This window comes from Halobiforma nitratireducens JCM 10879, from assembly GCF_000337895.1.
Classification (GTDB): Archaea; Halobacteriota; Halobacteria; order Halobacteriales; family Natrialbaceae; genus Natronobacterium; species Natronobacterium nitratireducens.
On the sequence record NZ_AOMA01000070.1, the window covers coordinates 17,368 to 39,007 of the forward strand.

General features: G+C 66.1%; 21 protein-coding genes and 1 pseudogene. 13 read left to right on the top strand and 9 right to left on the bottom strand.

Annotated features, from left to right (window positions below; translation table 11 throughout):
• Nucleotides 1-30: 30 nt before the first annotated feature.
• The gene (locus C446_RS06570; RefSeq protein WP_006672296.1) at nt 31-270 is read right to left on the bottom strand and encodes a hypothetical protein; all 240 of its coding nucleotides are present in this window, start codon (nt 268-270) and stop codon (nt 31-33) included.
• Nucleotides 267-1,280 (bottom strand): hypothetical protein, encoded by a 1,014-nt coding sequence (locus tag C446_RS06575; protein WP_152419390.1) that lies wholly within the window; start codon nt 1,278-1,280, stop codon nt 267-269. Before C446_RS06575 ends, C446_RS06570 begins: the two co-directional genes overlap by 4 nt.
• Before the next feature lie 174 nt (nt 1,281-1,454).
• Here C446_RS06575 and C446_RS06580 point away from each other — a divergent pair, with 174 nt between their 5' ends.
• A complete protein-coding gene (locus tag C446_RS06580) occupies nt 1,455-2,468 on the top strand; it encodes a threonine aldolase family protein (RefSeq protein ID WP_006672298.1) in 1,014 nt (337 codons plus the stop codon).
• On the opposite strand, the gene C446_RS20240 is transcribed toward C446_RS06580, so the two are convergent.
• The 3 genes from C446_RS20240 to C446_RS06595 form a co-directional block, all read right to left on the bottom strand.
• Entirely contained in the window at nt 2,465-2,596 is a 132-nt protein-coding gene (locus tag C446_RS20240) for a DUF7859 family protein (RefSeq protein WP_006672299.1), read from the bottom strand. The genes C446_RS06580 and C446_RS20240 overlap by 4 nt on opposite strands.
• An 815-nt stretch (nt 2,597-3,411) precedes the next feature.
• Nucleotides 3,412-3,987 (bottom strand): metallophosphoesterase, encoded by a 576-nt coding sequence (locus C446_RS06590; protein WP_006672301.1) that lies wholly within the window; start codon nt 3,985-3,987, stop codon nt 3,412-3,414.
• Between the two features lie 68 nt (nt 3,988-4,055).
• Nucleotides 4,056-4,499 carry a hypothetical protein gene (locus tag C446_RS06595; RefSeq protein WP_006672302.1) on the bottom strand — a complete coding sequence of 148 codons (444 nt, stop codon included), beginning with the start codon at nt 4,497-4,499 and terminating at the stop codon, nt 4,056-4,058.
• Nucleotides 4,500-4,880: 381 nt separating this feature from the next.
• Between C446_RS06595 and C446_RS06600 the strand changes: the two genes are divergently transcribed.
• Nucleotides 4,881-7,058: an ATP-dependent DNA helicase gene (locus tag C446_RS06600; RefSeq protein ID WP_006672303.1), complete on the top strand. Its 2,178-nt coding sequence runs from the start codon at nt 4,881-4,883 to the stop codon at nt 7,056-7,058.
• Between the two features lie 16 nt (nt 7,059-7,074).
• Here C446_RS06600 and C446_RS06605 read toward each other — a convergent pair whose 3' ends face one another.
• The 3 genes and pseudogenes from C446_RS06605 to C446_RS06615 all read right to left on the bottom strand — a co-directional run bounded on the left by C446_RS06605 (nt 7,075) and on the right by C446_RS06615 (nt 8,236).
• A complete protein-coding gene (locus C446_RS06605) occupies nt 7,075-7,425 on the bottom strand; it encodes a hypothetical protein (protein WP_006672304.1) in 351 nt (116 codons plus the stop codon).
• A gap of 140 nt (nt 7,426-7,565) precedes the next feature.
• Nucleotides 7,566-7,962 (bottom strand): annotated as a pseudogene (locus C446_RS17875) (2'-5' RNA ligase family protein).
• An 88-nt stretch (nt 7,963-8,050) separates the two neighbouring features.
• Nucleotides 8,051-8,236 (bottom strand): DUF7554 family protein, encoded by a 186-nt coding sequence (locus C446_RS06615; protein ID WP_006672306.1) that lies wholly within the window; start codon nt 8,234-8,236, stop codon nt 8,051-8,053.
• A gap of 111 nt (nt 8,237-8,347) precedes the next feature.
• Here C446_RS06615 and C446_RS06620 point away from each other — a divergent pair, with 111 nt between their 5' ends.
• The 10 genes from C446_RS06620 (at nt 8,348) to argF (ending at nt 19,123) form a co-directional block, all read left to right on the top strand.
• The gene (locus C446_RS06620; protein WP_049920075.1) at nt 8,348-9,571 is read left to right on the top strand and encodes a helix-turn-helix transcriptional regulator; all 1,224 of its coding nucleotides are present in this window, start codon (nt 8,348-8,350) and stop codon (nt 9,569-9,571) included.
• Nucleotides 9,572-9,883: 312 nt separating this feature from the next.
• Nucleotides 9,884-11,137 carry an argininosuccinate synthase gene (locus tag C446_RS06625; protein WP_006672308.1) on the top strand — a complete coding sequence of 418 codons (1,254 nt, stop codon included), beginning with the start codon at nt 9,884-9,886 and terminating at the stop codon, nt 11,135-11,137.
• A gap of 2 nt (nt 11,138-11,139) precedes the next feature.
• Entirely contained in the window at nt 11,140-12,627 is a 1,488-nt protein-coding gene (gene argH / locus C446_RS06630) for an argininosuccinate lyase (RefSeq protein ID WP_006672309.1), read from the top strand.
• 251 nt (nt 12,628-12,878) lie between these two features.
• Nucleotides 12,879-13,043, top strand: coding sequence for a lysine biosynthesis protein LysW (lysW, locus tag C446_RS06635; RefSeq protein WP_006672310.1), 165 nt, complete (start codon nt 12,879-12,881; stop codon nt 13,041-13,043).
• Nucleotides 13,040-13,966: a lysine biosynthesis protein LysX gene (gene lysX, locus C446_RS06640; protein ID WP_049920076.1), complete on the top strand. Its 927-nt coding sequence runs from the start codon at nt 13,040-13,042 to the stop codon at nt 13,964-13,966. Before lysW ends, lysX begins: the two co-directional genes overlap by 4 nt.
• Entirely contained in the window at nt 13,966-15,048 is a 1,083-nt protein-coding gene (gene argC, locus C446_RS06645; protein WP_006672312.1) for an N-acetyl-gamma-glutamyl-phosphate reductase, read from the top strand. The genes lysX and argC overlap by 1 nt, the downstream gene beginning before the upstream one ends.
• Nucleotide 15,049: 1 nt before the next feature.
• A complete protein-coding gene (locus C446_RS06650) occupies nt 15,050-15,904 on the top strand; it encodes an acetylglutamate/acetylaminoadipate kinase (protein WP_006672313.1) in 855 nt (284 codons plus the stop codon).
• Nucleotides 15,901-17,055 (top strand): aspartate aminotransferase family protein, encoded by a 1,155-nt coding sequence (locus C446_RS06655; protein ID WP_006672314.1) that lies wholly within the window; start codon nt 15,901-15,903, stop codon nt 17,053-17,055. Before C446_RS06650 ends, C446_RS06655 begins: the two co-directional genes overlap by 4 nt.
• The gene (locus tag C446_RS06660) at nt 17,052-18,215 is read left to right on the top strand and encodes a [LysW]-lysine hydrolase (RefSeq protein WP_006672315.1); all 1,164 of its coding nucleotides are present in this window, start codon (nt 17,052-17,054) and stop codon (nt 18,213-18,215) included. Before C446_RS06655 ends, C446_RS06660 begins: the two co-directional genes overlap by 4 nt.
• On the top strand, nt 18,212-19,123 hold the full coding sequence (gene argF / locus C446_RS06665) for an ornithine carbamoyltransferase (RefSeq protein WP_006672316.1): 912 nt from the start codon (nt 18,212-18,214) through the stop codon (nt 19,121-19,123). Before C446_RS06660 ends, argF begins: the two co-directional genes overlap by 4 nt.
• A 156-nt stretch (nt 19,124-19,279) precedes the next feature.
• Here argF and C446_RS06670 read toward each other — a convergent pair whose 3' ends face one another.
• The gene (locus tag C446_RS06670; RefSeq protein WP_006672317.1) at nt 19,280-19,780 is read right to left on the bottom strand and encodes a hypothetical protein; all 501 of its coding nucleotides are present in this window, start codon (nt 19,778-19,780) and stop codon (nt 19,280-19,282) included.
• A gap of 596 nt (nt 19,781-20,376) precedes the next feature.
• On the opposite strand from C446_RS06670, the gene thrC reads away from it, so the two are divergent.
• Nucleotides 20,377-21,636 (top strand): threonine synthase, encoded by a 1,260-nt coding sequence (thrC, locus tag C446_RS06675; RefSeq protein ID WP_006672318.1) that lies wholly within the window; start codon nt 20,377-20,379, stop codon nt 21,634-21,636.
• Nucleotides 21,637-21,640 lie beyond the last annotated feature (4 nt).

Sequence of the window (21,640 nt, forward strand, 5' to 3'; positions counted from 1 at the left end):
AATTACTCGAGGGCGAAAGCGACCGTTCGATCACTCCCCACCGTCGGCCAGGAAAATTCCGAGGTAAATCGAGACGATCGCACAGGCGACGCCCGCACCGAACGCGATCGTGTACGGCGACTCGAGGGCGAACGCGGCGTCTTCGACCGCCCAGCCGACGAACCCGACGACGACGAGGGCAAGAGCGGCGAGTCGCAGCGCCGAGACGGCGTGGCGGGCAGCGGGGTTCCCCGGGGCGTCGGCCTTCGAGGAGTCGGTCGGTCCGGTCATCGGTCGATCCGATCACCCGTCCCCGAGGACTCGTCGAACGCGTTCGGGTCTCGGTCGACGAGTTCGTCGAAGAAGGAGACGGTCGTAGCGGTCAGGACGAGCGAGAGCGGCAGAGCGACGACCGAGCCGAGGAGGAAGCCGGCGGCACCGCCGCCGGTCACTGCAACCGAGATCACGGGCGAGACGAGCAGGACGGTCGCGAAGTGCCAGAGGCCAAACCGCAGGTACGCACCACCGGCGACACCGAGCCGGTACGAGCGCCGAAACGCCTGGCGGACCGACGCGTCCGCGGTGACGAACAGGAACGGGACGCCGTAGAACAGATACATCGCCACCAACGCGACGGGCAGGGCGAGAAGTACCAGCATCGGTTGCGCGATCAGTATCGGCACGGCGAGCAGAAAGACGCCGAAAACGACTGCGAAGTACACCAGGAACCGCCCGGTGTACGAGCGCACACAGTCGGCGACCGCGACGGGTTCGTTCCGGAGCCGACGGTCCATTCCACCGAGATAGATCGCGTAGACGACCGAGTAGAAGACGGTGTATCCGACCAGCAACGCCAGCAGCCAGCCGAGCAGGTCGGGACCGATCGCCTCGAGCGGGATCGATTCGGCCCGGTACGGGAGGTCGACGGTGACGGTATCGCCACCGGGTCCAGACGCGGAGCCGGCGGGCGGCGAGCCCGGCGAGTCACCGATTCCGCCACCGTCACCATCCAGACCGGGCGAGGGTGGTCCCGTCGCGGGCTCCGGCGGGTCGGTAAACGACCACAGATCGAGCAACGGCGACGGAAACTGGAACTTGAACTCGATGGAGAAGCCACGGCCTGTGCCGGCCACCGCTCGGCGTACGGCGTCGATCTCGAGCAACGTCGCGAAAAGCGGCACGGCGAGAAACGACAGGAGATCGCCAAACCGGCCCACAGCGCGCTCGAAGTGGCGCAAGAACGGGCTTCGATCAGGACGGTGATCGTCGGCCGAATCGGAGGGAGGGCGGGCAGCGCTCACGGCCGGCGTGTCGGACGAATGAATAGTAAACCTTCCGAATAGTCACCCACAGTCGTCTCATCGAGCGCGTAGTAACTACTTCTCACGTCACTCGGTCCACGGCGTCTGTGTGGCCGATACAGAAGTCGGCTGGGTCCGACAACGTTACCACGACGGCACCTCGAGAATCCAGCAATGATCGATCTCCGTTCGGACACTGTGACGAAACCGGACGATCGCATGCGCGACGCCGCATACACCGCCGACGTCGGTGACGACGTCTACGGCGAGGACCCGACAGTCAACGAACTCGAGCGCAAAGCAGCCGACCTCGTCGGAACCGACGCCGCCCTGTACGTCCCGACCGGGACGATGGGCAATCAGATCGCGGCGCGAGTCCACACCGAGCGCGGCGAAGAATTGCTGGCAGACCGGAAAAGCCACGTCGTGAAGTACGAGCTCGGCGGGGCGGCGGACCACTCGGGGCTGCAGGTACGGATGGTCGACGCCGAGCGCGGGGTCCTCTCACCCGACCAGGTCGCACACGGCATCGTCGAGGAGGACCTCCACCGGCCGGGCACCGGCCTCGTCTGGCTCGAGAACACGCACAACGCTCGCGGTGGGCTCGCCATCGCACCCGAGAAGATCGCTGGGGCGGCCGAGGCCGCCCACGAACGGGACGTCCCGGTCCATCTCGACGGTGCACGGTTGTGTAACGCCGCGACGGCGCTTGACGTCCCCGTCAGCGAGATCACGGCACCGGTCGACTCCGTGATGTTCTGTCTCTCGAAGGGGCTGGGCGCGCCGATCGGGTCGATGCTCGCCGGCAGCGAGGAGTTCATCGAGAACGCCCGTCGCGTCCGGAAACTCTTCGGCGGCGGAATGCGTCAGGCCGGCATCATCGCCGCGCCCGGACTCGAGGCCCTCGAGAACGTCGACGACCTCGAGCGGGACCACGAGCACGCGGCCCTGCTCGCCGAGGGACTGGACGGGATCGACGGCTTCGATGTCCAGCCGCCGGAGACGAACATCGTGCTCGCGGACATCTCGGAGACCGGGCTCGAAACCGAGACGGTACTCGAGCGACTCGCCGAGGCTGACGTGTTGGCGACGCAGTTCGGGCCGACGACGGTCCGATTCTGTACCCACCGAAACGTCTCCCACGAGGAGATCGAAACGGCCCTCGAGCGGATCGAGGCGGCGATCTAACGGCCGCGCATCCCGTCTCGGAACTCGAGGACGGTCCGCCGTAACAGCAGGTACGAAAAGAAGATCAGGGACAGCAGAATCAGGACGATCGCGATGATGACGGGATCGTCGGGGATGAATTCGAGCATACCCGACGGGTACAGCGCCCCCGTGCAAAATCGTTTCGACGCGACTCGTCGGCACCTCGGAGGGGTCCGGCGGCTCGAGTCCGGCGTTCCGATAGACGAGTCACGTGGTACTCCCGGAACCGTCACTAGGTAAAATCCGTTTTTTACTTTGCGCCGCCTATAATATCCGTTCCCCCGTAGCCAGTATTGCGTCCCGCGTCCCGGTCCCGTCCGAGGCCGGGACGCGGGGCCGCCATCCCAACTCGACCCCTCGCGGGTCGAGAACGATCACCGACCCCGTCCGACCGATCATCGTCGGCCGTTCCCTGCTGGTGCGGGCGACGGCTCTCCCTCGAATCGGCCCCTCCCCCCGATCCCGACCTCGAGTGAGAGCGCGAACGCGAACACGAACGCGAACGCAACCACAGTCGCAATCCCAACCTGACCGTACCCCGCCCTGACCGCCCCGATGCGGGACCGCCCTCTCCTCACGGTCCCGCTTGCCCTCCGTTACGGTTCCGCTGACATCGACGGCCCTCCCCAAGTTCGCCGGTGCCGATCGGTCGCGAGTATCGTGCCGACGGCTGCGCTGGCGTCGATATCCGCGTGTTCTCGGTCCGGACCTCGGACGGCCCGTATCGACTCCTGTCTGCGAGCTGTATTTCCGGCCAGCCGGGACGAATCCGTGATCGTGCAGCCGATTCGTACAGTTTTCCGACTCGTGTGAAGTACCTCGGGGTCACGTGGTTCGAGACGCTTCGCGTCTCGTCATCACGGAAGACACCGTCTTCCGTACGACCACGAGTCACTCTCGCTGTCTCTCTGTAGACCCGTTCTTACGGTTGTTCCCGGTCACCGGCCGGGTCTCGCTCGAGCGTGAACGACTCCACGGGTTGGCCGTTCGGCTGTCTGATCTCCCCCTCGAGCACTGCCGGCCGTTCGCCGCCGGCGTCGTCGGCCGTGTCGTCGGGTTCTTCGAGGACGGCAAACCCGGGTCGGTTCCCGCGCGGGTCGGCGTGGCTCCCCGGGTTGAGCAGCAGACAATCCTCGGTTTCGACGAGCGTCGGTCGGTGGGTGTGACCCGAGACGACGACGTCGGCGGCCCGCGATCGTCCGAACATCGCCAGCCCCGTTTCGCCGCCATCACGACGGTGAGTGACGGCGAGCCGAACGCCGGCTGCCTCGACCACCCGGGCCGTCGGCAGTCGGTCACGGACCGCGGCGCTGTCGGCGTTGCCGTGGACCGGAAAGAGCGTCCCACACTCGTCTTGGAACGCCTCGAGTGCAGCCACGCTCGTGAAATCGCCCGCATGGACGACAGTATCGGCTTCGCGGGCTGCGGTTAGGGCCTCGCCCTCGAGTTCGTGACCCGTGGTGCTGTGCGTGTCGGAGAAGATAGCGATCGTGGTCATGGGTGCCAGTTGGGACTGGACGGACACGTCTGTTCCGTTTCGGACGGCCCTACGCGACGCACAGTCGCCTACTCCGTCGGTCCGGCCGCGTCCCGACCCTGATCACGATTCCGACCCTGATCCCGATCGTCGTACCCCGCGACGATCGTCTCGCCCGACGGCGAGTCGTTCAGCACGGCCGTCACCGTCGTCTCGTCGAGGTCGACCGTCGACTCGAGGGGGTCCCACCCGTTCCCGGTCTGGACGGCCACCGTAACGTCGGTGGGGCTAGCTCCGGGCGGGAGCCGCGACGGATCGTAGACGAGCGTGAGTCGGACCGCTTCGACGGCTTTCGACGCCTCGAGACCGACGACATCGACTGGGTCCCCCAGAGCGTCGACGGGCGGATCGCGGCCGCTGCGCTCGAGGCGGAACCCGTCGGGGACGACGCCCGCGACGATGGCGACGCGCGCTCCGACGGACTCGTGTGTCCGTTCCGCGACGCTGCCGGAGTCGTAGCCCGGAATGGCCATGACGGGGGGGACGGGGTCGATACACATGGGTCTGTACCGTGCGATAGCCGGCCAGCTTTTAACGCTGCCAAGAACGTGGCAGGCGTGTCTCTCCGACGGAAACACCGGTCCTCGGGTGGGAGGGGTCAGTCAATACGCCCTGAAGTCCGGGACAGCGACGCCGAATCGGGGAGACACCACGTACTCTGACGAGTCGGGGCCGAGTCCACGGACGACCCCCATCTGCGAACGGGGGAACCCGGTCGCATGGTTCGTGGGACCGACGGTCCCACGCTACCCTCGACGAGCGAACCCGTCAGGGTGAGCGAAGGAGGTGGGGTCGTTGAGTTGGCGACCCGTCGAGACGAACGCTTTTACCCGAAGCGCGACCTATCATTCGTCGTGTCCGAGACAGCCGGGTACATGCGCTTTTTCCCGTACGAGCAGCCCTACGAGAACCAGCGTGAGGCGATGGACCGAATCCACAACGCGCTGACCCGCGGCCAGGACGTCCTCTTCGAAGGGGCCTGCGGGACCGGCAAGACGCTGTCCTCGCTCGTCCCAGCCCTCGAGGTCGCCCGCGAGAACGACAAGACCGTCGTCATCACGACGGACGTCCACCAGCAGATGCGCCAGTTCGTCGCCGAGGCCCGGGCGATAACCAGCGAGGAGGACGTCCGCGCGATCGTCTTCAAAGGAAAGGGGTCGATGTGTCACATCGACGTCGGCTACGAGGAGTGTCAGACTCTGCGGGACAACACCCGGGCGATCGTCGACGCCGAGGAAGAGAGGGACCAGCTCGAGCGCCGCCAGCGGGAACTCCTCGCGGAGAGCCAGGACGGCGACGGCTCCGCGGCCGACGCCCGCTCGGCGGTGATGGACGAACTCGAGTCGATCGAGGACCGACTCGAGGACTTAGAAGAGCAGAACGTCTGTGACTACTACCGGAACAACCTGACCGAAAATACGGACGACTTCTTCGCGTGGCTGTTCGAGGACGTCCGCCGGCCCGAAGAGATCTACGAGTACGCCGAGAGCCAGGAACTCTGCGGCTACGAACTCCTGAAAGAGGGGATCGAGGGCGTCGATCTGGTCGTCTGTAACTACCACCACCTGCTCGATTCGACGATCCGGGAGCAGTTCTTCCGGTGGCTCGGCCGTGACCCCGAGGATGTCATCGCCGTCTTCGACGAGGCCCACAACGTCGAGGACGCCGCCCGCGAACACGCGACCCGGACCTGTTCGGAGCGGACGTTCGAGTCCGCACTGGACGAACTCGAGGAGAGCGACGATCCCCGGGCCCAGGACGCGGGAAACGTCCTCTCGGCGTTTCACCGGGCGCTCGTCGAGACCTACGAGGACTCCTTTGGCTTCGGTGAACGGGAGGCGATCGGCGAGAACTGGGCGGACGTCCCCATCGCCAACGAGGACCGCCGTGACGACCTCACCCTCGAGTTCCTGCAACGATACTCCGGGCGGGGGATCGAGGACGACCTCGAGGCCGCGATGACGCTCGGCCAAGAACTCGACGAGGAGTACGAGGAGGCCTACCGCGAGGGCGAGACCGCGACCCGGACGGAGTGTCAGACTCTCCAGGCTGCCGGCTTCGTGAGTGCGTGGATGAACGAGGGAGGCAACGACGGTCTGTACCCGGTTGTGTCCGTCACGCGCGATGCGGGGACCGACGAGGTCTACGGCCGCGCGGAAATCTACTCCTGTCTCCCTCGCCAGGTCACCGGCCGGCTGTTCGAGGAGGTCTACGCCACCGTCCTGATGAGCGCGACGCTACAGCCGTTCGACGTCACAGAAGACGTGCTCGGCCTCGAGAGCCCGGTGACGATGGCCTACGGGCTGCAGTTCCCCGAAGAGAACCGCCGCACGTACGCCGTCGAGACACCGCCGCTTTTCTCCTCGGATCGCGACGACCCCGCAGTCCAGGAGGCAGTCACCGACGCGATCTACGACGCCGCCCGGATGACATCCGGAAACACGCTCGCGTTCTTCCCCAACTACAGCGAGGCGGGACGGTACGCCGACCGTCTCGAGGGCCGCCTCGGCGGTGAGGGGACCGTCTACACCGACGAACCGGGCGTCGCTGTCGAGGATATTCGGCGGGAGTTCGTCGCGGACGACGGAGCGGTGTTGTGTACCTCTCTGTGGGGGACCCTCGCCGAAGGTGTCAGTTTCGACGGCGAGGACGCCCGCACCGTCCTCGTGGTCGGCGTCCCGTACCCTCACCTCGACGACCGAGCCGAGGCGGTCCAGGAAGCCTACGACGCCGCCTTCGACGGGACCGAAACCGGCTGGCGATACGCGGTCGAGATTCCGACGGTCAGGAAGACCCGGCAGGCCCTCGGCCGCGTGATCCGCTCGCCCGAGGATGTGGGTGTCCGCGCGCTACTCGACCAGCGGTACTCGAAGCGAGCGAAGTCGGATATCGGCCGGTACAGTGTCAACAGCACGTTTCCCTACGAGGAGCGCGAGGAGTTGATCGATATCGAACCCGAGAAATTGAAGTTCGCGATGCTGAATTTCTTCGGCGGTCACGACGCCTACGACGGCGAACCGCCGGCCCCGTAGTCGGTCGCGACGGCAGTCACTCGATGCTCACGTCCGCGACGCCGCCCGTAACCATCGCCCGGTGTTCGCCACCGTGTTCGACGGTTACCTCGAACGTCTCCTCGTCCTCGATCGACCACGTGCCGAGCACGCCCTCCCGGTTGTGTTGGATCTGGAACCCGATCGAATCCCGTTCGGCGTCGACGTCTTCGTCCGGTTGTTCGATCTCCTGAACCGTAACGGACACCGTCAGATCAGCCCCTTCGTCGGCATCGAAGTCCACGAAATCCCCGTTCTCGAGTGTCGTGTCGACGCCGCCGCCGAGGAGGCCGGTGCAACCGGCCAGCGGAGCCACGGTCGCGACCGCCATGAACGAGCGTCGGTACATGCGTTGCGGTACCGACACCATCGCATAATAGTTTCCGGCCGATTCCCGACTCGAGTGGCGGTCGTGTGATTCCGGACGGGAGAACGAGAGACGAGAACAGTACGGCCTTCGACATCGGGATGGGCCGTACGGCAACCGACTCAGGCAGACAGAGTGACCCGGCTCACCGATAGCTTCTCGAGACCGTCCCAGAACTCGAGTTCCGACACCGTCCAGGAGCTGTCTCTTATACACATCTCTGAGCGNAGAGATGTGTATAAGAGACAGGCTCTCGACGGCCAGGTAGACGACGGGCGCGGCTCCAAGCGGCGGGTCCGCGAAGTAGTCGATTCCCGTGACCTGGGCTTCGACCGCGGGCGTGCCCTCGAGTGCACGGTGGGCGCGGTGCTGGAGCTGGGCGACGTGGTCGGCGTCGCCGAGGCGTTTGAGTAGACAAGAGTGAGTCTCGCGGACGTCGTCGAACCCGACGAGTTCGGGGTAGAGTTCGTTTGCGAGGGTCCGGACGCGACCCGGAACGGGAACGTTGACGCTGTACACTACTGTCCGGACGGACGGGAGTGGCGAGTATCAGTCTGACGCTCTCGGTCGGCGGTCGGGTCGGTGATCGCGCCCGTCCTGTGGCGTCTCAGATTCGATCGAACAGCCAGAGAACGATCACGGCTGCGATGACGAGCAGTAGGATCGGCATCACGATCCGGACGACCCAGCCGACGACGATGCCGACGATCTGCAAGACGAGTAACACGGCAACCAACGCGAGGACGATCGTAAGCAGCGTGTCGACCGCGAGTTTGCCGCGGGTACCGATCATACCGCATATAGGTGAGCGAGGATGAAAAGGACTCCGAACCGAACAAGATCGGTCTCGAGACGGGAGGTGAGTCGGAAAGACCTATTTACTCGGCACCAGCATTGTGAGATAATGGACGCGAGGGGGCTGTGGGCCCTACTCTGTGTGCTGGTGGTGGTCGGGTGCTCGGTGGCGTTCGTCCCGTTCGCGGCGGCCGCGGTCGACAGTGCCGGCGAGGTCGTGGGTGGTGCCCACGCCGAGGCCGGCGAATCTGCCGGGACCGAACCCGCGATAGCGGATGCGACGCTACAGGAAGCGCCCACGGAGAGCGACGAACTCGACGCTCCCGACGAGGTCCACATCGACGTCTTCGTCCACGAGAACGGTTCGGCGACGTTCGTCGTCGACTACCGGTTCGAGAACAACTCCGAGTCGAACTGGAGCGCACTTCAGGACGACGTAGAGGCCCATCCTGACGCGTACGCCGAGAGCGAGGCCGCCGACTGGAACGAAATCCTCGAAGCGGGACAGAACGTCACCGAACGCGACATGGAGATCAGGAACGCGTCGGTGAGGACCGATACGAGTTCCGCACCGCGGGAGATCGGCCACGTCGAGTTTACCTTCGAATGGCACTCCTTCGCGTACGTGGAGCTGAACCGCATCGATGCCGGCGATGCGCTGGTCGGTTTTACCCTCTCGGACGACACCACGCTGCGGCTGTTCCCGCCGGAGGGGTACGTCATCGGAGCCGTCGAACCGATGCCGGACGATCCGCCGGACGGGTCAGTCTTCTGGGACGGCGATGCCACGGAGTTCGCCGACGACGAACCGTACGTCGAAATCCTCGAGAACGGCGACGCCGGGGCCCAGGAGGAAGAACCCGACCCCGGTCCGACGAGTCCGTGGTTGATCGTCATCGTCGCACTGGTGCTTCTGGCGACCGTCGGGGCCGCGGGCTGGTGGGTACGCCACCAGGAGATTCTGGCCCCGAACGAGGACGCAGATACGGCGGGAGCAGAGGGTAACGGGGCCACGGCCGCGGGAACGGGTACGGGTACGGGTACGGGTCCGGACGCCACCGGGGCAAACGGCAGTAATCCGGACGGACCACCGCCGGAACTACTGAGCAACGAAGAGCGGGTGCTGCGCTTGCTCGAGCAACGCGGAGGTCGGATCAAGCAGCAAGACGTCGTCTCGGAACTGGACTGGACGGAGGCGAAGACGAGCCAGGTCGTCGGCGGACTGCGAGAAGACGGCGAGATCGAGGTGTTCCGGATCGGCCGCGAGAACGTGCTGGCCCTGCCCGACGAAGACGGGGGCGACGAGCGCAGCGAGAACACCGACGACGCGTAACGCGACGGGAGGCCGCGACCGGGTAACATTTGCGAGGCAGACAGATTTTAATAGGGTCGGGCGATACCCGTCTACCAATGAGCCGACCCGTCGGTTCCGCGCTCATCCGTTTCGATACCGACGGGTCCGTCGCTCGACGACGGCGACGACCGCGACCGGGCCTTTGAGCCCGTACTATACCTATCCCCCACGTCCCCCGGTTTCCCGCTCCCCTGAAAACTCAATTTTACGGTTAGAGTACACTCTACCACTAAATTTCGCAAAATAAACCGACGAATTTAATACCATCCTTCCGTTGGATTCGAGTACGACATGACACGCGTGGCACTCGCGTTCTCGGGCGGCCTGGACACGACCGTCTGCGTCCCGCTGCTCGAGGAGGAATACGGATACGACGAAGTGATCGGCGTCACAGTAGACGTCGGCCAGCCAGAATCGGAGTTCGACGAAGCCGAAGAGACCGCCGAAGCGCTCGATCTGGACCACTACGTGGTCGACGCGAAAGCGGAGTTCGCAGACCTCTGTCTCGAGGGGGTCCGCGCGAACGCGACCTACCAGGGCTACCCTCTGGGGACGGCGCTCGCCCGTCCCGTGATCGCCGAAGCGATCCTCGAGGTCGCGACGGAACAGGACTGTGACGGCGTCGCCCACGGCTGTACTGGCAAGGGCAACGATCAGTTGCGTTTCGAAGCCGTCTGGCGCGACTCGGACCTCGAAGTGATCGCGCCCGTGCGCGAACTCGGCCTCACCCGCGAGTGGGAACAGGAGTACGCCGCGGAGAAGGGCCTGCCCGTCGAGGGCGGCAGCGGCGGCGACTGGTCGATCGACACGAACCTCTGGAGTCGCTCGGTCGAGGGCGACGACCTCGAGGACCCGAACTACGTTCCGTCGACGGAAATCTACGACTGGACCGACGAGCCGACCGGCGAGAGCGAGGAGATCGAGATCACCTTCGAGAACGGTTATCCCGTGGCCATCGACGGCCAGCAGTACGAGCCCGTCGAGCTGATCGAGTATCTGAACGAACTCGCGGGTTCCTACGGCGTCGGTCGCACCGACGTGATGGAGGATCGTATGCTCGGCCTGAAAGTTCGCGAGAACTACGAGCATCCGGCGGCGACGACGCTGCTGAACGCCCACGAGACCCTCGAGGGGCTCGTGCTCACCCAGGAGGAACGCGAGTTCAAACAGCAGATCGACCAGCAGTGGGCCAAGAAAGGCTACGAAGGACTGGTCGACGCACCGCTGGTCGACGCGCTCGAGGGCTTCATCGCCGAGACCCAGAAGCGCGTCACCGGGACGGTGACGATCCGCTTCGAGGGTGGCAAGGCCCGTCCCGTCGCCCGCGACAGCGAGTACGCGGCCTACTCGGCGGAACACGCCTCCTTCGACACCGAGACGGTCGGCAAGATCGCCCAGGAGGACGCGACGGGCGTCGCGAAGTACCACGGGTTCCAGCGTCGTCTGGCAAACGGCGTCCTCGAGGACGAGGACGAAGACGAGAGCGAACCGGTCGAACTCGCGACCGACGGCGGGAACGTCGACGACGGAGAGACCGGAAACTAACGATGTCCGGGGAGAGCGCTCACGACGGTGGCGGACTCGACGACGATCAGAACGACGAGAGCGTCGTTCGGCGAGACCGGTTCAGCGGCGGCCCCGCCCGGAGCTTCCTCTCCTCGCTCGAGGCCGACCGGCGAATCTTCGAGGCCGACCTCGAGGTCGACCGCGCACACGTCGTGATGCTCGCCGAACGAGGGATCGTCGCCGACGATGTCGCCGGTGATATCCTGACCGCACTCGATACGATCGAGGTCAGCGGTCACGAGAATCTCCCCGACGGTGAGGACGTTCACGAGGCCATCGAGACGGCCGTCATCGATCGCATCGGCGAGGACGGCGGGAAGATGCACACCGCGCGATCACGCAACGACGAGGTCGCGACCTGCATCCGCTACCGTCTGCGCGAGGACGTCCTCGAAGCGATCGAGACGACCCTCGCCGTGCGCGAATCGCTGGTGGACGTCGCCGAGACCCACCAGGAGACCGTGATGCCCGGCTACACGCACCTCCAGCCCGCACAGCCGACGACGGTCGCCCACTGGGCGCTGTCCTACGAGGGAGCCGTTCGCCGCGACACCGAACGCCTCCTCGAGGCCTACGACCGGATCAACCGGTCGCCGCTGGGCGGGGCCGCGTTCGCGGGGACGACCTTCGACATCGACCGCGAGCGTACGGCCGAGTTGCTCGGCTTCGAGGACGTGATCGAAAACTCGATGGACGCCGCCTCGAGTCGCGATTTCCTGCTCGAGACCGTCCAGGCGCTGTCGACCCACGCGACGACGCTGTCGGGGCTGGCCGAGGACGTCATCGTCTTCGCGAACCGCGGCTTCGTCGACCTCTCGGACGACTACGCCTCGACGTCGTCGATCATGCCCCAGAAAAAGAACCCCGACACGCTCGAACTCGTCCGCGCAGTTGCGGGCGACGCCGCGGGCGCGGTCCAGGGACTGACGACGACGCTGAAGGGACTGCCGCGCGCGTACAACCGCGACCTCCAGCGTGCGACGAGCCACGCCTGGGAGACAGCCGACGCGGTGACGGAAGCCAGCGAGGTCGCGGCGGGAGCGGTCGCCACCGCGGAGTGGAACGACGAGGCGCTCGCGGCGGAAGCGGGCGAGGGGTTCTCGACGGCGACTGGCGTCGCCGACCTGCTGGCCGCGAACGGACTGCCGTTCAGGACGGCCCACGAGATGGTCGCTCACGCCGCGGAGAGCGGTGGAACCTACGAGGCTATCGAAGCTGCCGCCGACGATGTCCTCGAGGAACCCCTCGAGTCGTACGTCGATCCCGCAGCAGTCGAAGACGCGCTCGATCCCGTCGAGAGCGTCGCGAGCCGCGACTCCACGGGCGGGCCAGCACCGGACGCGGTAGCGGACCAACTCGAGTCGGCCCGTGACGCGCTGGCGGCCGAGGAGGCTGCTCTCGAGGAGACCAAAGCCGCGCTCGAAGAGGCCTACGAAACGCTCCGTACCGAGGTAAACGAGTATGTCTGACCGACCGTTCGAGAACCGAGTGCCACGCCGACGGCCGCGAACGCGGCCGTCTCGAACGCCGCAGGGCCGGGAACGTCGGTTCCCGCCGGAGCGGCCGTCCCCGTGAGGGGACAACTACCAACCACATGATATACATAGATAAAAAGTGCGTAAGATAGTGTTTCTGGGGTCGTTAGAGACGGGTATAGAAATATAATTTTTATTATAGGTTCGAAGGGTTTAAGGGGTATCGTCGCCCAGGTGAGAGTACAATGACAGAATGCGTCGAGTGTGGGGCCGAAGTGTCCCTGCACGACGATCTGGAAGCGGGAGAGATCATCGACTGTACGACCTGCGGTGCCGAGCTGGAAGTCGTCGACACCGAGCCGCCAGTCCTCGAGCGGGCCCCCGAGCTCGAAGAGGACTGGGGTGAGTGACATTGCAGATAGGAATTCTCTACTCACGGATCCGCAAGGACGAGAAGCTCCTGTTGAGCGAGTTGCGCGAGCGCGACCACGAGGTCATCAAGATCGACGTCCGCAAACAGGAGTTCGACGTCGGGGCGGTTCCCGAAGCGTTCGCCGACCTCGATCTCGTCGTGGACCGCTGTCTCGCCACGAGCCGCAGCCTGTACGCCACGACGTTTTTCGAGTCTTACGGAGTACCCGTGGTCAACAGCCACGAGACAGCGGACACGTGTGCTGACAAAGTAAAGAACAGTCTCGCGCTCGAGGGGGCTGGCGTGCCCACCCCCGAGACGAGCGTCGCGTTCACGAAGGAGACGGCGATGGACGCGATCGAGGACTTCGGCTACCCCTGTGTCCTCAAACCCGTCGTCGGCTCGTGGGGTCGGCTGATGGCGAAGATCGACTCACCCGACGCGGCCGAGGCGATCTTAGAGCACAAGGCGACGCTTGGCCACTACGAGCACAAGGTGTTCTACGTCCAGGAGTACGTCGAAAAGCCCGGGCGTGACATCCGCGTGCTCGCGACCGACGGCGAACCCGTCGCGGCGATGGTCCGCTCGTCGGACCACTGGATCACGAACGCCGCAAAAGGTGCCGAAACCGATGTCTTCGAACTCGACGACGAGGCACAGGAGTTAGTCCGGAAGGCGAGCGACGCCGTCGGCGGCGGGCTGCTCGGCGTCGATCTGATGGAGACCGAAGACGTCTCCGAGTCACACTCGGAGGGCAGCCAGACGGAGTCTGGCCAGCGGTATACGGTCCACGAGGTCAACCACACCGTCGAGTTCAAAGCACTGGACGAGGCCGTCGAGACCGACGTCGCCAGCGCCGTCGTCGACTGGCTCGAAAAGAAAGCAGGAGCCGACGACGATCAACTCGAGGTGACCGTCTGATGGCCGCCGGCACGGAAGCCGATCTGTCGGCTGACGACGCCGGCGAGACCGTCACCGCGACGGTGATCGGCGGCTCCGGTTTCACGGGCGGTGAACTGCTTCGCCTGCTGGCGGGCCACCCAAACGTCGAGATCAGCGAGGTGACGAGTCGCTCGAAGGCCGGCAAGAGCGTCGGCTCGGTCCACCCGCCGCTGCGCGGCGCGGACCTGCGGTTTACGGAACCCGACGACCTCGAGTCCGTCGACGTCCTGTTCGCGGCGACGCCACACGGCGTCTCCATGGGACAGATCGACGAGTTCTTCGAGGTCGCCGACACCGTCGTGGACCTCTCGGCGGACTTCCGCCTCGAGAGCGAAGCGCAGTACGACGAGTGGTACGACGGCCACGACGCGCCGGCGTACTTAGAACAGGCCGAGTACGCCTTGCCCGAGATCAACCGCGAGAACCTCGAGGGCGCGGAGCTGATCGCCGGCGGTGGCTGTAACGCCACCGCGACCATTCTGGGACTGTATCCGCTGTTCGAGCACGACGTACTCGACGGGGACGAGCAAGTCGTCGTCGACGTGAAAGTCGGCTCGAGCGAGGGCGGTGCGGGCGGCGGCGAGGCCTCGAGCCATCCCGAGCGATCGGGCGTCGTCCGTCCGTATGCGCCGACGGGCCACCGCCACGAGGCCGAGATCGAGCAGTTCCTCGGGACCTCGGTCGCCTTTACCTGCCACGCCGTGGACATGGTCCGCGGTGCGAGCGCGACGAGCCACGTCTTCCCGTCGGACCCAGTCTCGAAGGGCGATCTCTGGAACGCGTATCGTGGCTGCTACGAGGACGAACCGTTCGTCCGTATGGCTGCCGGCGGCTCCGGCGTGTATCGCTACCCCGAGCCGAAGGCGGTCGCCGGGACGAACTACGCCGAGGTCGGGTTCGAACTCGATCCCTCGAACGAGCGCGTCGTCGTCTTCTCGGCGATCGACAACATGATGAAGGGATCGGCCGGGCAGGCGGTCCACGCCGCCAACGTCGCGCTCGGCTTCGAGGAGACGGCCGGACTCGAGTGTACGGGGCTTCACCCCGTGGGGGCACCCTGAGATGACGGTCGTCGTGAAAGTCGGCGGCGCACGCGCCGTCGATCCCGCAGGTGCACTCGCGGATGTCGCCTCGCTGGTCGGCGAGGGGGAAGACGTGGTCCTCACCCACGGCGGTTCGACCGCCGTCGACGAGACCCTCGAGGATCTCGGCACGAAGCCCACGTACGTCGAGACGCCCGGAGGAGTAGTGGGACGGTTCACCGACGCGGAGACGATGGACGTCTTCAAGATGGTGATGCCGGGGAAACTCAACACCGACCTCGTCGAGAGCCTGCAGAACGAGGGCGTCAACGCCGTGGGCCTCTCGGGTACCGACGGGAAGTTGCTCGAGGGGAAACGCAAGTCCGCCGTCCGCGTGAAGGAAGACGGCAAGAAGAAGATCAAACGCGGCGACCACTCGGGGACGATCGACTCGGTCAACGCCGATCTGCTCGAGACGCTCCTCTCGAGTGGGTACACGCCCGTCGTCTCCGTTCCGGTTCTCGGCGCGGAGAAAGAGGGTGGCTACACCGCAGTCAACGCCGACGCCGACCGTGCCGCGGCGGCCATCGCGGGCGCACTCGAGGCCGAGCTCGTCGTCCTCACCGACGTGTCGGGGATTTACGAGGACCCCGCAGACGAGTCGACGAAGATCGACGTGGCCGCGACACCCGCGGCGTTCGAGGCGGTCGAATCAGCCGCGGAAGGGTTCATGACGAAGAAGGTCATGGCCGCCGAGGAGGCGCTCCAGGGCGGCGCTTCGAGCGTAACGGTCGCGACGGCCAACGCCGACGCACCGATCTCGCAGGCCCTCGCAGGAGAGGGGACGACCCTCGAGCCCGGCGCAGTCGCCGACGGCGAGGAGGTGGGACAGTGAGCGACCACGACTTCGTCTCCGGCAGCAAGCCGATCGCCTTCGAACGGGGCGAGGGATCGTCCCTCTACACGCCCGACGGGACCGAGTATCTGGACGCCGGGGCGAGCTACGCCTGCACACCGCTGGGACACAGCCACCCCGCGGTCGTCGAGGCGGTTCAGGAGCAGGTCGGCGATCTGACGTTCGTCGACTCCTCGTTCCCCGTCGAGGCCCGCGAGGACGCCTACGCCTCGCTCGTCGCGTCGACCCCCGACGGCCTCGACTCGGCCTGGTTCTGCAACTCCGGTACCGAGGCCAACGAGGCCGCCCTGAAGTTCGCGCGGTCGGCAACCGGCGACTCGAAGATCGTCGCTGCGACCCGCTCGTTCCACGGGCGGACGATGGGGTCGCTCGCGGCGACCTGGAAGGACGCGTACAAGGACCCGTACGAGCCGCTGGCCGGTGACATCGAGTTCGTCCCGTACGGCGACGACGCGGAACTCGCCGCGGCCGTCGACGACGAGACCGCGGCCGTCATCCTCGAACCGATCCAGGGAGAGGGCGGAATCAACGTCCCGCCGGCGGGCTACCTCGAGCACGCCCGCGAGTTGACCGAAGAGGCAGGCGCGGCGCTCGTCCTCGACGAAGTACAGACCGGGATGGGACGGACGGGCTCGATGTGGGCCTGTCAGAACGTCGGCGTCACGCCCGACGTACTCACGACGGCGAAGGGGCTGGGCAACGGTCTCCCAGTCGGCGGCATCGCGGTTCGAGGCTGGATCGCCGACGGCGCGGCCTCCCACAACTCGACGTTCAGCGGCGGTCCCGTCGTCTCCGCGGCGGTCCACGCGACGATCTCCACGCTCGTCGAGGAGGAGTGGCCCGCCCACGCCGCCGAGATGGGCGACTCCCTCCGGGCCGAACTCGAGACAGCCATCGGCGACGACGTTCGGGACGTCCGCGGCGAGGGACTGCTCGTCGGGCTCGAGTTGAAACGTGGGGCCAACCGCGTCGCTCGCGACCTGGCGATGAACCACCAGGTGCTCGCGCTGCCGGCGGGCCGGACGGTCCTCCGTCTGTTGCCCCCGCTCGTGATCGACGAGACGGACACAGACCGGATCGTCGACGCGCTGACGGCGGTCGTCGCTCCGGAAGCGGAGGCCCAGTCATGAACGCATCGATGGACGACCCCACAGTCACGCTCGAGGACGCACGGACCCTGCTGATCGATCTCGTCTCGACTCCCTCGCCGTCCGGTGAGGAGGGGGCGGCGGCAGAACGCCTCGTCGAGTTCTTCGCGGCCCACGGCCGCGAGGCCTGGACCGACGAGGTCGGAAACGTCCGCGCACCTGCGGACGATTCGGTGCTTTTGACCTCCCACGTCGACACCGTTCCCGGCGAGATTCCGGTCGAAGTCGAGCCTGCGGACGAGGCAGACCTCGAGGCCGGCGTGGCCGACAACGAGGGCGAAGACGTCCTCTGGGGCCGGGGCAGCGTCGACGCCACCGGCCCGCTGGCGGCGATGGCGGTCGCCGCCGTCCGGACGGGTGTCTCGTTCGTCGGCGTCGTCGGCGAGGAGACGAACTCCCGCGGGGCCCGCCATCTCGTCGCCGAGCGAGAAACACCCGAGGCGGTCGTCAACGGTGAGCCAAGCGGCACCGACGGCATCACCCTCGGCTATCGTGGGTTCCTGGCGGGGACCTACGTGGCGACGAGCGAGTCGGGCCACACCTCGCGCCCGGAACCCAACGCGATCCAGCACGCGACGGAGTGGTGGACGAGCGTCGAGGCGGCGTTCGAGACCGACGAGTACGGCATCGGCCCGGCGGACCGGCGAGACGGAGGCGACGAAGCCGCCGAACTACCCGTCTTCGAGCAGGTGACCGCCAAACCGGTCGCCGTCGAGGGTGGGATCAGTGACGACGGGCTCTCGGTGGAAGCGACCCTCGAGGCTCAGCTACGGGTGCCGCCGTCGATGGACGTCGAGACGGTCCGCGAGATCGCCGAATCGGAACTCGAGATCGGCACCGTCTCGTGGGCCGAACCGATCCCGCCGGTGATGGAGAGCCCTCGGACCGAGATTGCCCGTGCGTTCCGCGCGGCGATCAGGGCCGAAGGCGGCGATCCCCGGCTGCTTCGCAAGACCGGCACCAGCGACATGAACATCTACGCCGGCGCGTGGGACTGTCCGATGGCGACCTACGGGCCCGGCAACTCGGAACTGGATCACGCGCCCGACGAGCGGCTCTCGCTGGCCGAGTTCGACCGGTCGGTGGCCGTCCTCGAGCGCGTCGCAGCGACGTGTTCGGACGCCGGAGGTGCGGACGAATGAGCACAGTCAGACACTTCCTCGAGATCGACGACGTATCGACCGACGAACTGCGTGCGATCCTCGATCGCGCAGACGAGTACAAACGCGCCCAGGCCGACGGCCAGGACCACGAGGACCTCGAAGGTCAGACGCTGGGCATGATCTTCCAGAAGCCAAGCACTCGGACGCGGGTCTCCTTCGAGACCGGACTGACACAACTCGGCGGTCACGCCGTTTTCCTCGGCGAAGACGACATTCAGCTGGGTCGTGGGGAGCCGCTGAAAGACACCTCGCGGACGCTCTCGCGGTACGTCGACGCCGTGATGGCTCGCGTGTTCAAACACGAGAACATCGAGGTGTTCGCCGACTACGCCGACGTGCCGGTCGTCAACGGGCTGACCGACGACGCACACCCCTGCCAGACGCTCGCGGACTTACAGACGATCCGCGAACTCGAGGGCGGATTCGAGGACGTCGAGGCGGCCTGGATCGGCGACGGTAACAACGTCGCCCAGTCGTTTACCGTCGGCTGCGCGCTGACGGACATCGATCTGACGGTCGCGACGCCGGACGGGTACGGACTCGACGACGACGTCGTCGAGCGCGCCCGCCAACTGGGTGGCGATCCGACGCTGACGGACGATCCCGTCGCGGCCGCGTCCGGCGCTGACGTCATCTACACCGACGTCTGGATCAGCATGGGACAGGAGGACGAACGCGACGTCCGGATGAACGCCTTCGAGGGGTTCCAAGTCTGCTCGGACCTGCTCTCTCAGGCACCCGACGCGTCGGTGATGCACTGTCTGCCGGCCCACCGCGGCGAGGAGATCACCGACGAGGTCATCGAGAGCGATCGCTCGATCGTCTTCGACCAAGCCGAGAACCGACTACACGCACAGAAGGCGCTTCTGAGTTGGCTCCTCGAGTGAGCGTTCGAATGTCGGACCGAAGGCTAGGAGACTGCTACTGCTAGCAAAGCGGGTCACGGGTACGCCGGCAGTGACCGGCAAACCCCGTAGCGGTGAGAGCTTCTACGAAGGGCTCCGATGCGGAGCGAAGAACCCCGACCCCGAGTTCGACGCCACTCAGTCGAGCAGCCGTCCGACGACGAGGGCGTAGCCGAGCCCGAGCAACAGACCGAACAGGAGGTGGTCGACGATCGGTTCGACTGCGAAAACGTCGACTTGCTGGGCCGTCGTGAACGCGTACCCGGCGAGCAACACGTTCCAGCCGATCACGACGTTGACGAGCCACAATACGGCTCCATAGCCGAGTCCGAGCACGGCCCCCGTCGGTATCGCCTTCGCTGCCGACCGTAGCCGTTCGTGATAGACGATGACTCCGAACACGGCCCCGAACACGATGCTGTAGGCCACGTGGATCAGCCACCACAGGTGGAATTCGGGCAACGCGATAAGGACACCGGCCGGTGAGCCGACCCCGAGTGCAGCAAGTGCCGGACGCGCGAGACCCGCGAGACCTCCGATCGCCGCCGCTTGCGGCCAGTTCGCGTAGGTGATGACGCTGCGGTTCGGTGGGTACGATTCCGCCTCGTCGGTCGCGTCGATCTCCGGTTCCGTCCCCATACGACGACCTGCCGATGGCTCCATCGTATTCGTTGCACTAGTTATCAAACTGTGGGAACGAAGGGAGAGGGTGATGTAGCCGGCCGACGACAACAAACGTGACCGGCTGTCCGGGCTCGAGCAGCTACGGACGAAGGGGAAACGCTTCGTTGCGGCAGTCAACAGCCTGTTGAAGCGGCCTTCACGGATATCTTTTCGTTGAACTATCGACAGCGGTTATTTGTCGCTGTCGGCGAACGACGAGTATGTCGTTCAGGGAGCTACTCGGCGTGCTCATCCTGCTTCTCGGTCCAGCCGCGCTGCTGGCCTTTCACCTGACGTGATCGGCTACCATTGGTAGCACGAACACGGTCGGCTGTGCACCGACGGCCGGACGGGTCTGTAGTACCGACTGCAGGGATTTGCACACTGATCGCCGATCCGTCTGGCGATCAGATGTGCACTGACTTGCAGTGGCTACTATAGCGGTCGCCTCCGGCACAACCACGTTGACGGTGGGGTTCGAGTAGGATGGTGACGGACGAACCGCTATCGGTCGGAGTCAGAAGCGGCCGCAATCCACGCGTTTTTTATCTTTGCCACCCTCCCGGACGACAATGAGTCTCAGTCTCTCGGCCGAACAGCCGGCCGTCCCGGCGGACGCGGACGACGGGGTCTGGCTCGAGTGTATCGACTGCGGCGCGACGTTTGCTCCCTTCGAGGACGTTCGCTACACCTGTGACGACTGCGACGGACTCCTCGAAGTGCGCTACGCGGACCACCCGACCTTCGATGACTTCGAGGGGAGGGGCGTCTGGCGCTACGCCGACGCCCTGCCGCTTTCCGAGGGCGTGACGGCCCAGGAGGGCGCGACGCCGTTATACGAGGTGCCCCGGCTCGAGGAGTCGATCGGCGTCCAGGCAGTGCGGATCAAACACGAGGGAATGAACCCGACGGGATCGTTCAAGGATCGCGGGATGACCGTCGGCGTCGCCGTCGCGACGGAACTGGGCGTCGACCGACTCGCCTGTGCGTCGACGGGGAACACGAGCGCGGCGCTGGCGGCCTACGGCTCCCGCGGCGGGATGGAGACGCTGGTCCTGCTGCCAGCGGGAAAAGTAGCCGCCGGGAAGGTCGCCCAGGCGAGTCTCCACGGGGCTCGCATCCTGGAGGTCGACGGCAACTTCGACGCCTGTCTCGATATCGTCCAGGACCTCGCCCAGCAGGGCGAGGCCTACCTGCTGAACTCCCTGAACCCCTTCCGGCTCGAAGGCCAGAAGACGATCGGACTCGAGATCCTCGAGGCGTTCCGCGAGGACTACGATGCGTTCCCCGACCGGATCGTCCTCCCCGTCGGGAACGCGGGCAACACCGCGGCGCTGTACAAGGCGTTCCGGGAACTCGTCCAGGCGGGCGCACTCGCCGAGAGCGAGGTGCCGAAACTGACTGGCGTCCAGGCCGAGGGAGCCGCGCCGATGGTCGAAGCAGTCGAAAACGGCGCAGACGAGGTTCGACGGTGGGACGACGTCGAGACCCGCGCGACCGCGATCCGGATCGGGAACCCGGTCAACGCGCCGAAGGCCCTGCCGGGAATCCGGGAAACCGGCGGCACTGCCGTCGCCGTCTCCGACGCGGCGATCACCGAGGCCCAGCGTGATCTCGCCAGTGAGGGCGTCGGCGTCGAACCCGCCTCCGCGGCCTCCGTCGCCGGCCTCCGGAAGCTGCGCGCCGAGGGAATCGTCGACGACGACGAGCGCGTCGCCTGCCTGACGACGGGCCACCTGCTCAAAGATCCCGACGCCGCCGCGGCCGCGGGAAGCGATCCGGAACCGGTTCCAGCGGAGACGGACGGCGTCCTGGATCACGTACAGAATTGAACGC

Bases quoted from the DNA above. Each gene is read 5' to 3' on its own strand.
- C446_RS06570 (WP_006672296.1), bottom strand. From the start codon at position 270: ATGACCGGACCGACCGACTCCTCGAAGGCCGACGCCCCGGGGAACCCC.
- C446_RS06580 (WP_006672298.1), top strand. From the start codon at position 1,455: ATGATCGATCTCCGTTCGGACACTGTGACGAAACCGGACGATCGCATG.
- C446_RS20240 (WP_006672299.1), bottom strand. From the start codon at position 2,596: ATGCTCGAATTCATCCCCGACGATCCCGTCATCATCGCGATCGTCCTG.
- C446_RS06590 (WP_006672301.1), bottom strand. From the start codon at position 3,987: ATGACCACGATCGCTATCTTCTCCGACACGCACAGCACCACGGGTCAC.
- C446_RS06595 (WP_006672302.1), bottom strand. From the start codon at position 4,499: ATGGCCATTCCGGGCTACGACTCCGGCAGCGTCGCGGAACGGACACAC.
- C446_RS06605 (WP_006672304.1), bottom strand. From the start codon at position 7,425: ATGTACCGACGCTCGTTCATGGCGGTCGCGACCGTGGCTCCGCTGGCC.
- C446_RS06615 (WP_006672306.1), bottom strand. From the start codon at position 8,236: ATGATCGGTACCCGCGGCAAACTCGCGGTCGACACGCTGCTTACGATC.
- C446_RS06620 (WP_049920075.1), top strand. From the start codon at position 8,348: ATGGACGCGAGGGGGCTGTGGGCCCTACTCTGTGTGCTGGTGGTGGTC.
- C446_RS06625 (WP_006672308.1), top strand. From the start codon at position 9,884: ATGACACGCGTGGCACTCGCGTTCTCGGGCGGCCTGGACACGACCGTC.
- argH (WP_006672309.1), top strand. From the start codon at position 11,140: ATGTCCGGGGAGAGCGCTCACGACGGTGGCGGACTCGACGACGATCAG.
- lysW (WP_006672310.1), top strand. From the start codon at position 12,879: ATGACAGAATGCGTCGAGTGTGGGGCCGAAGTGTCCCTGCACGACGAT.
- argC (WP_006672312.1), top strand. From the start codon at position 13,966: ATGGCCGCCGGCACGGAAGCCGATCTGTCGGCTGACGACGCCGGCGAG.
- C446_RS06650 (WP_006672313.1), top strand. From the start codon at position 15,050: ATGACGGTCGTCGTGAAAGTCGGCGGCGCACGCGCCGTCGATCCCGCA.
- C446_RS06660 (WP_006672315.1), top strand. From the start codon at position 17,052: ATGAACGCATCGATGGACGACCCCACAGTCACGCTCGAGGACGCACGG.
- argF (WP_006672316.1), top strand. From the start codon at position 18,212: ATGAGCACAGTCAGACACTTCCTCGAGATCGACGACGTATCGACCGAC.
- C446_RS06670 (WP_006672317.1), bottom strand. From the start codon at position 19,780: ATGGGGACGGAACCGGAGATCGACGCGACCGACGAGGCGGAATCGTAC.
- thrC (WP_006672318.1), top strand. From the start codon at position 20,377: ATGAGTCTCAGTCTCTCGGCCGAACAGCCGGCCGTCCCGGCGGACGCG.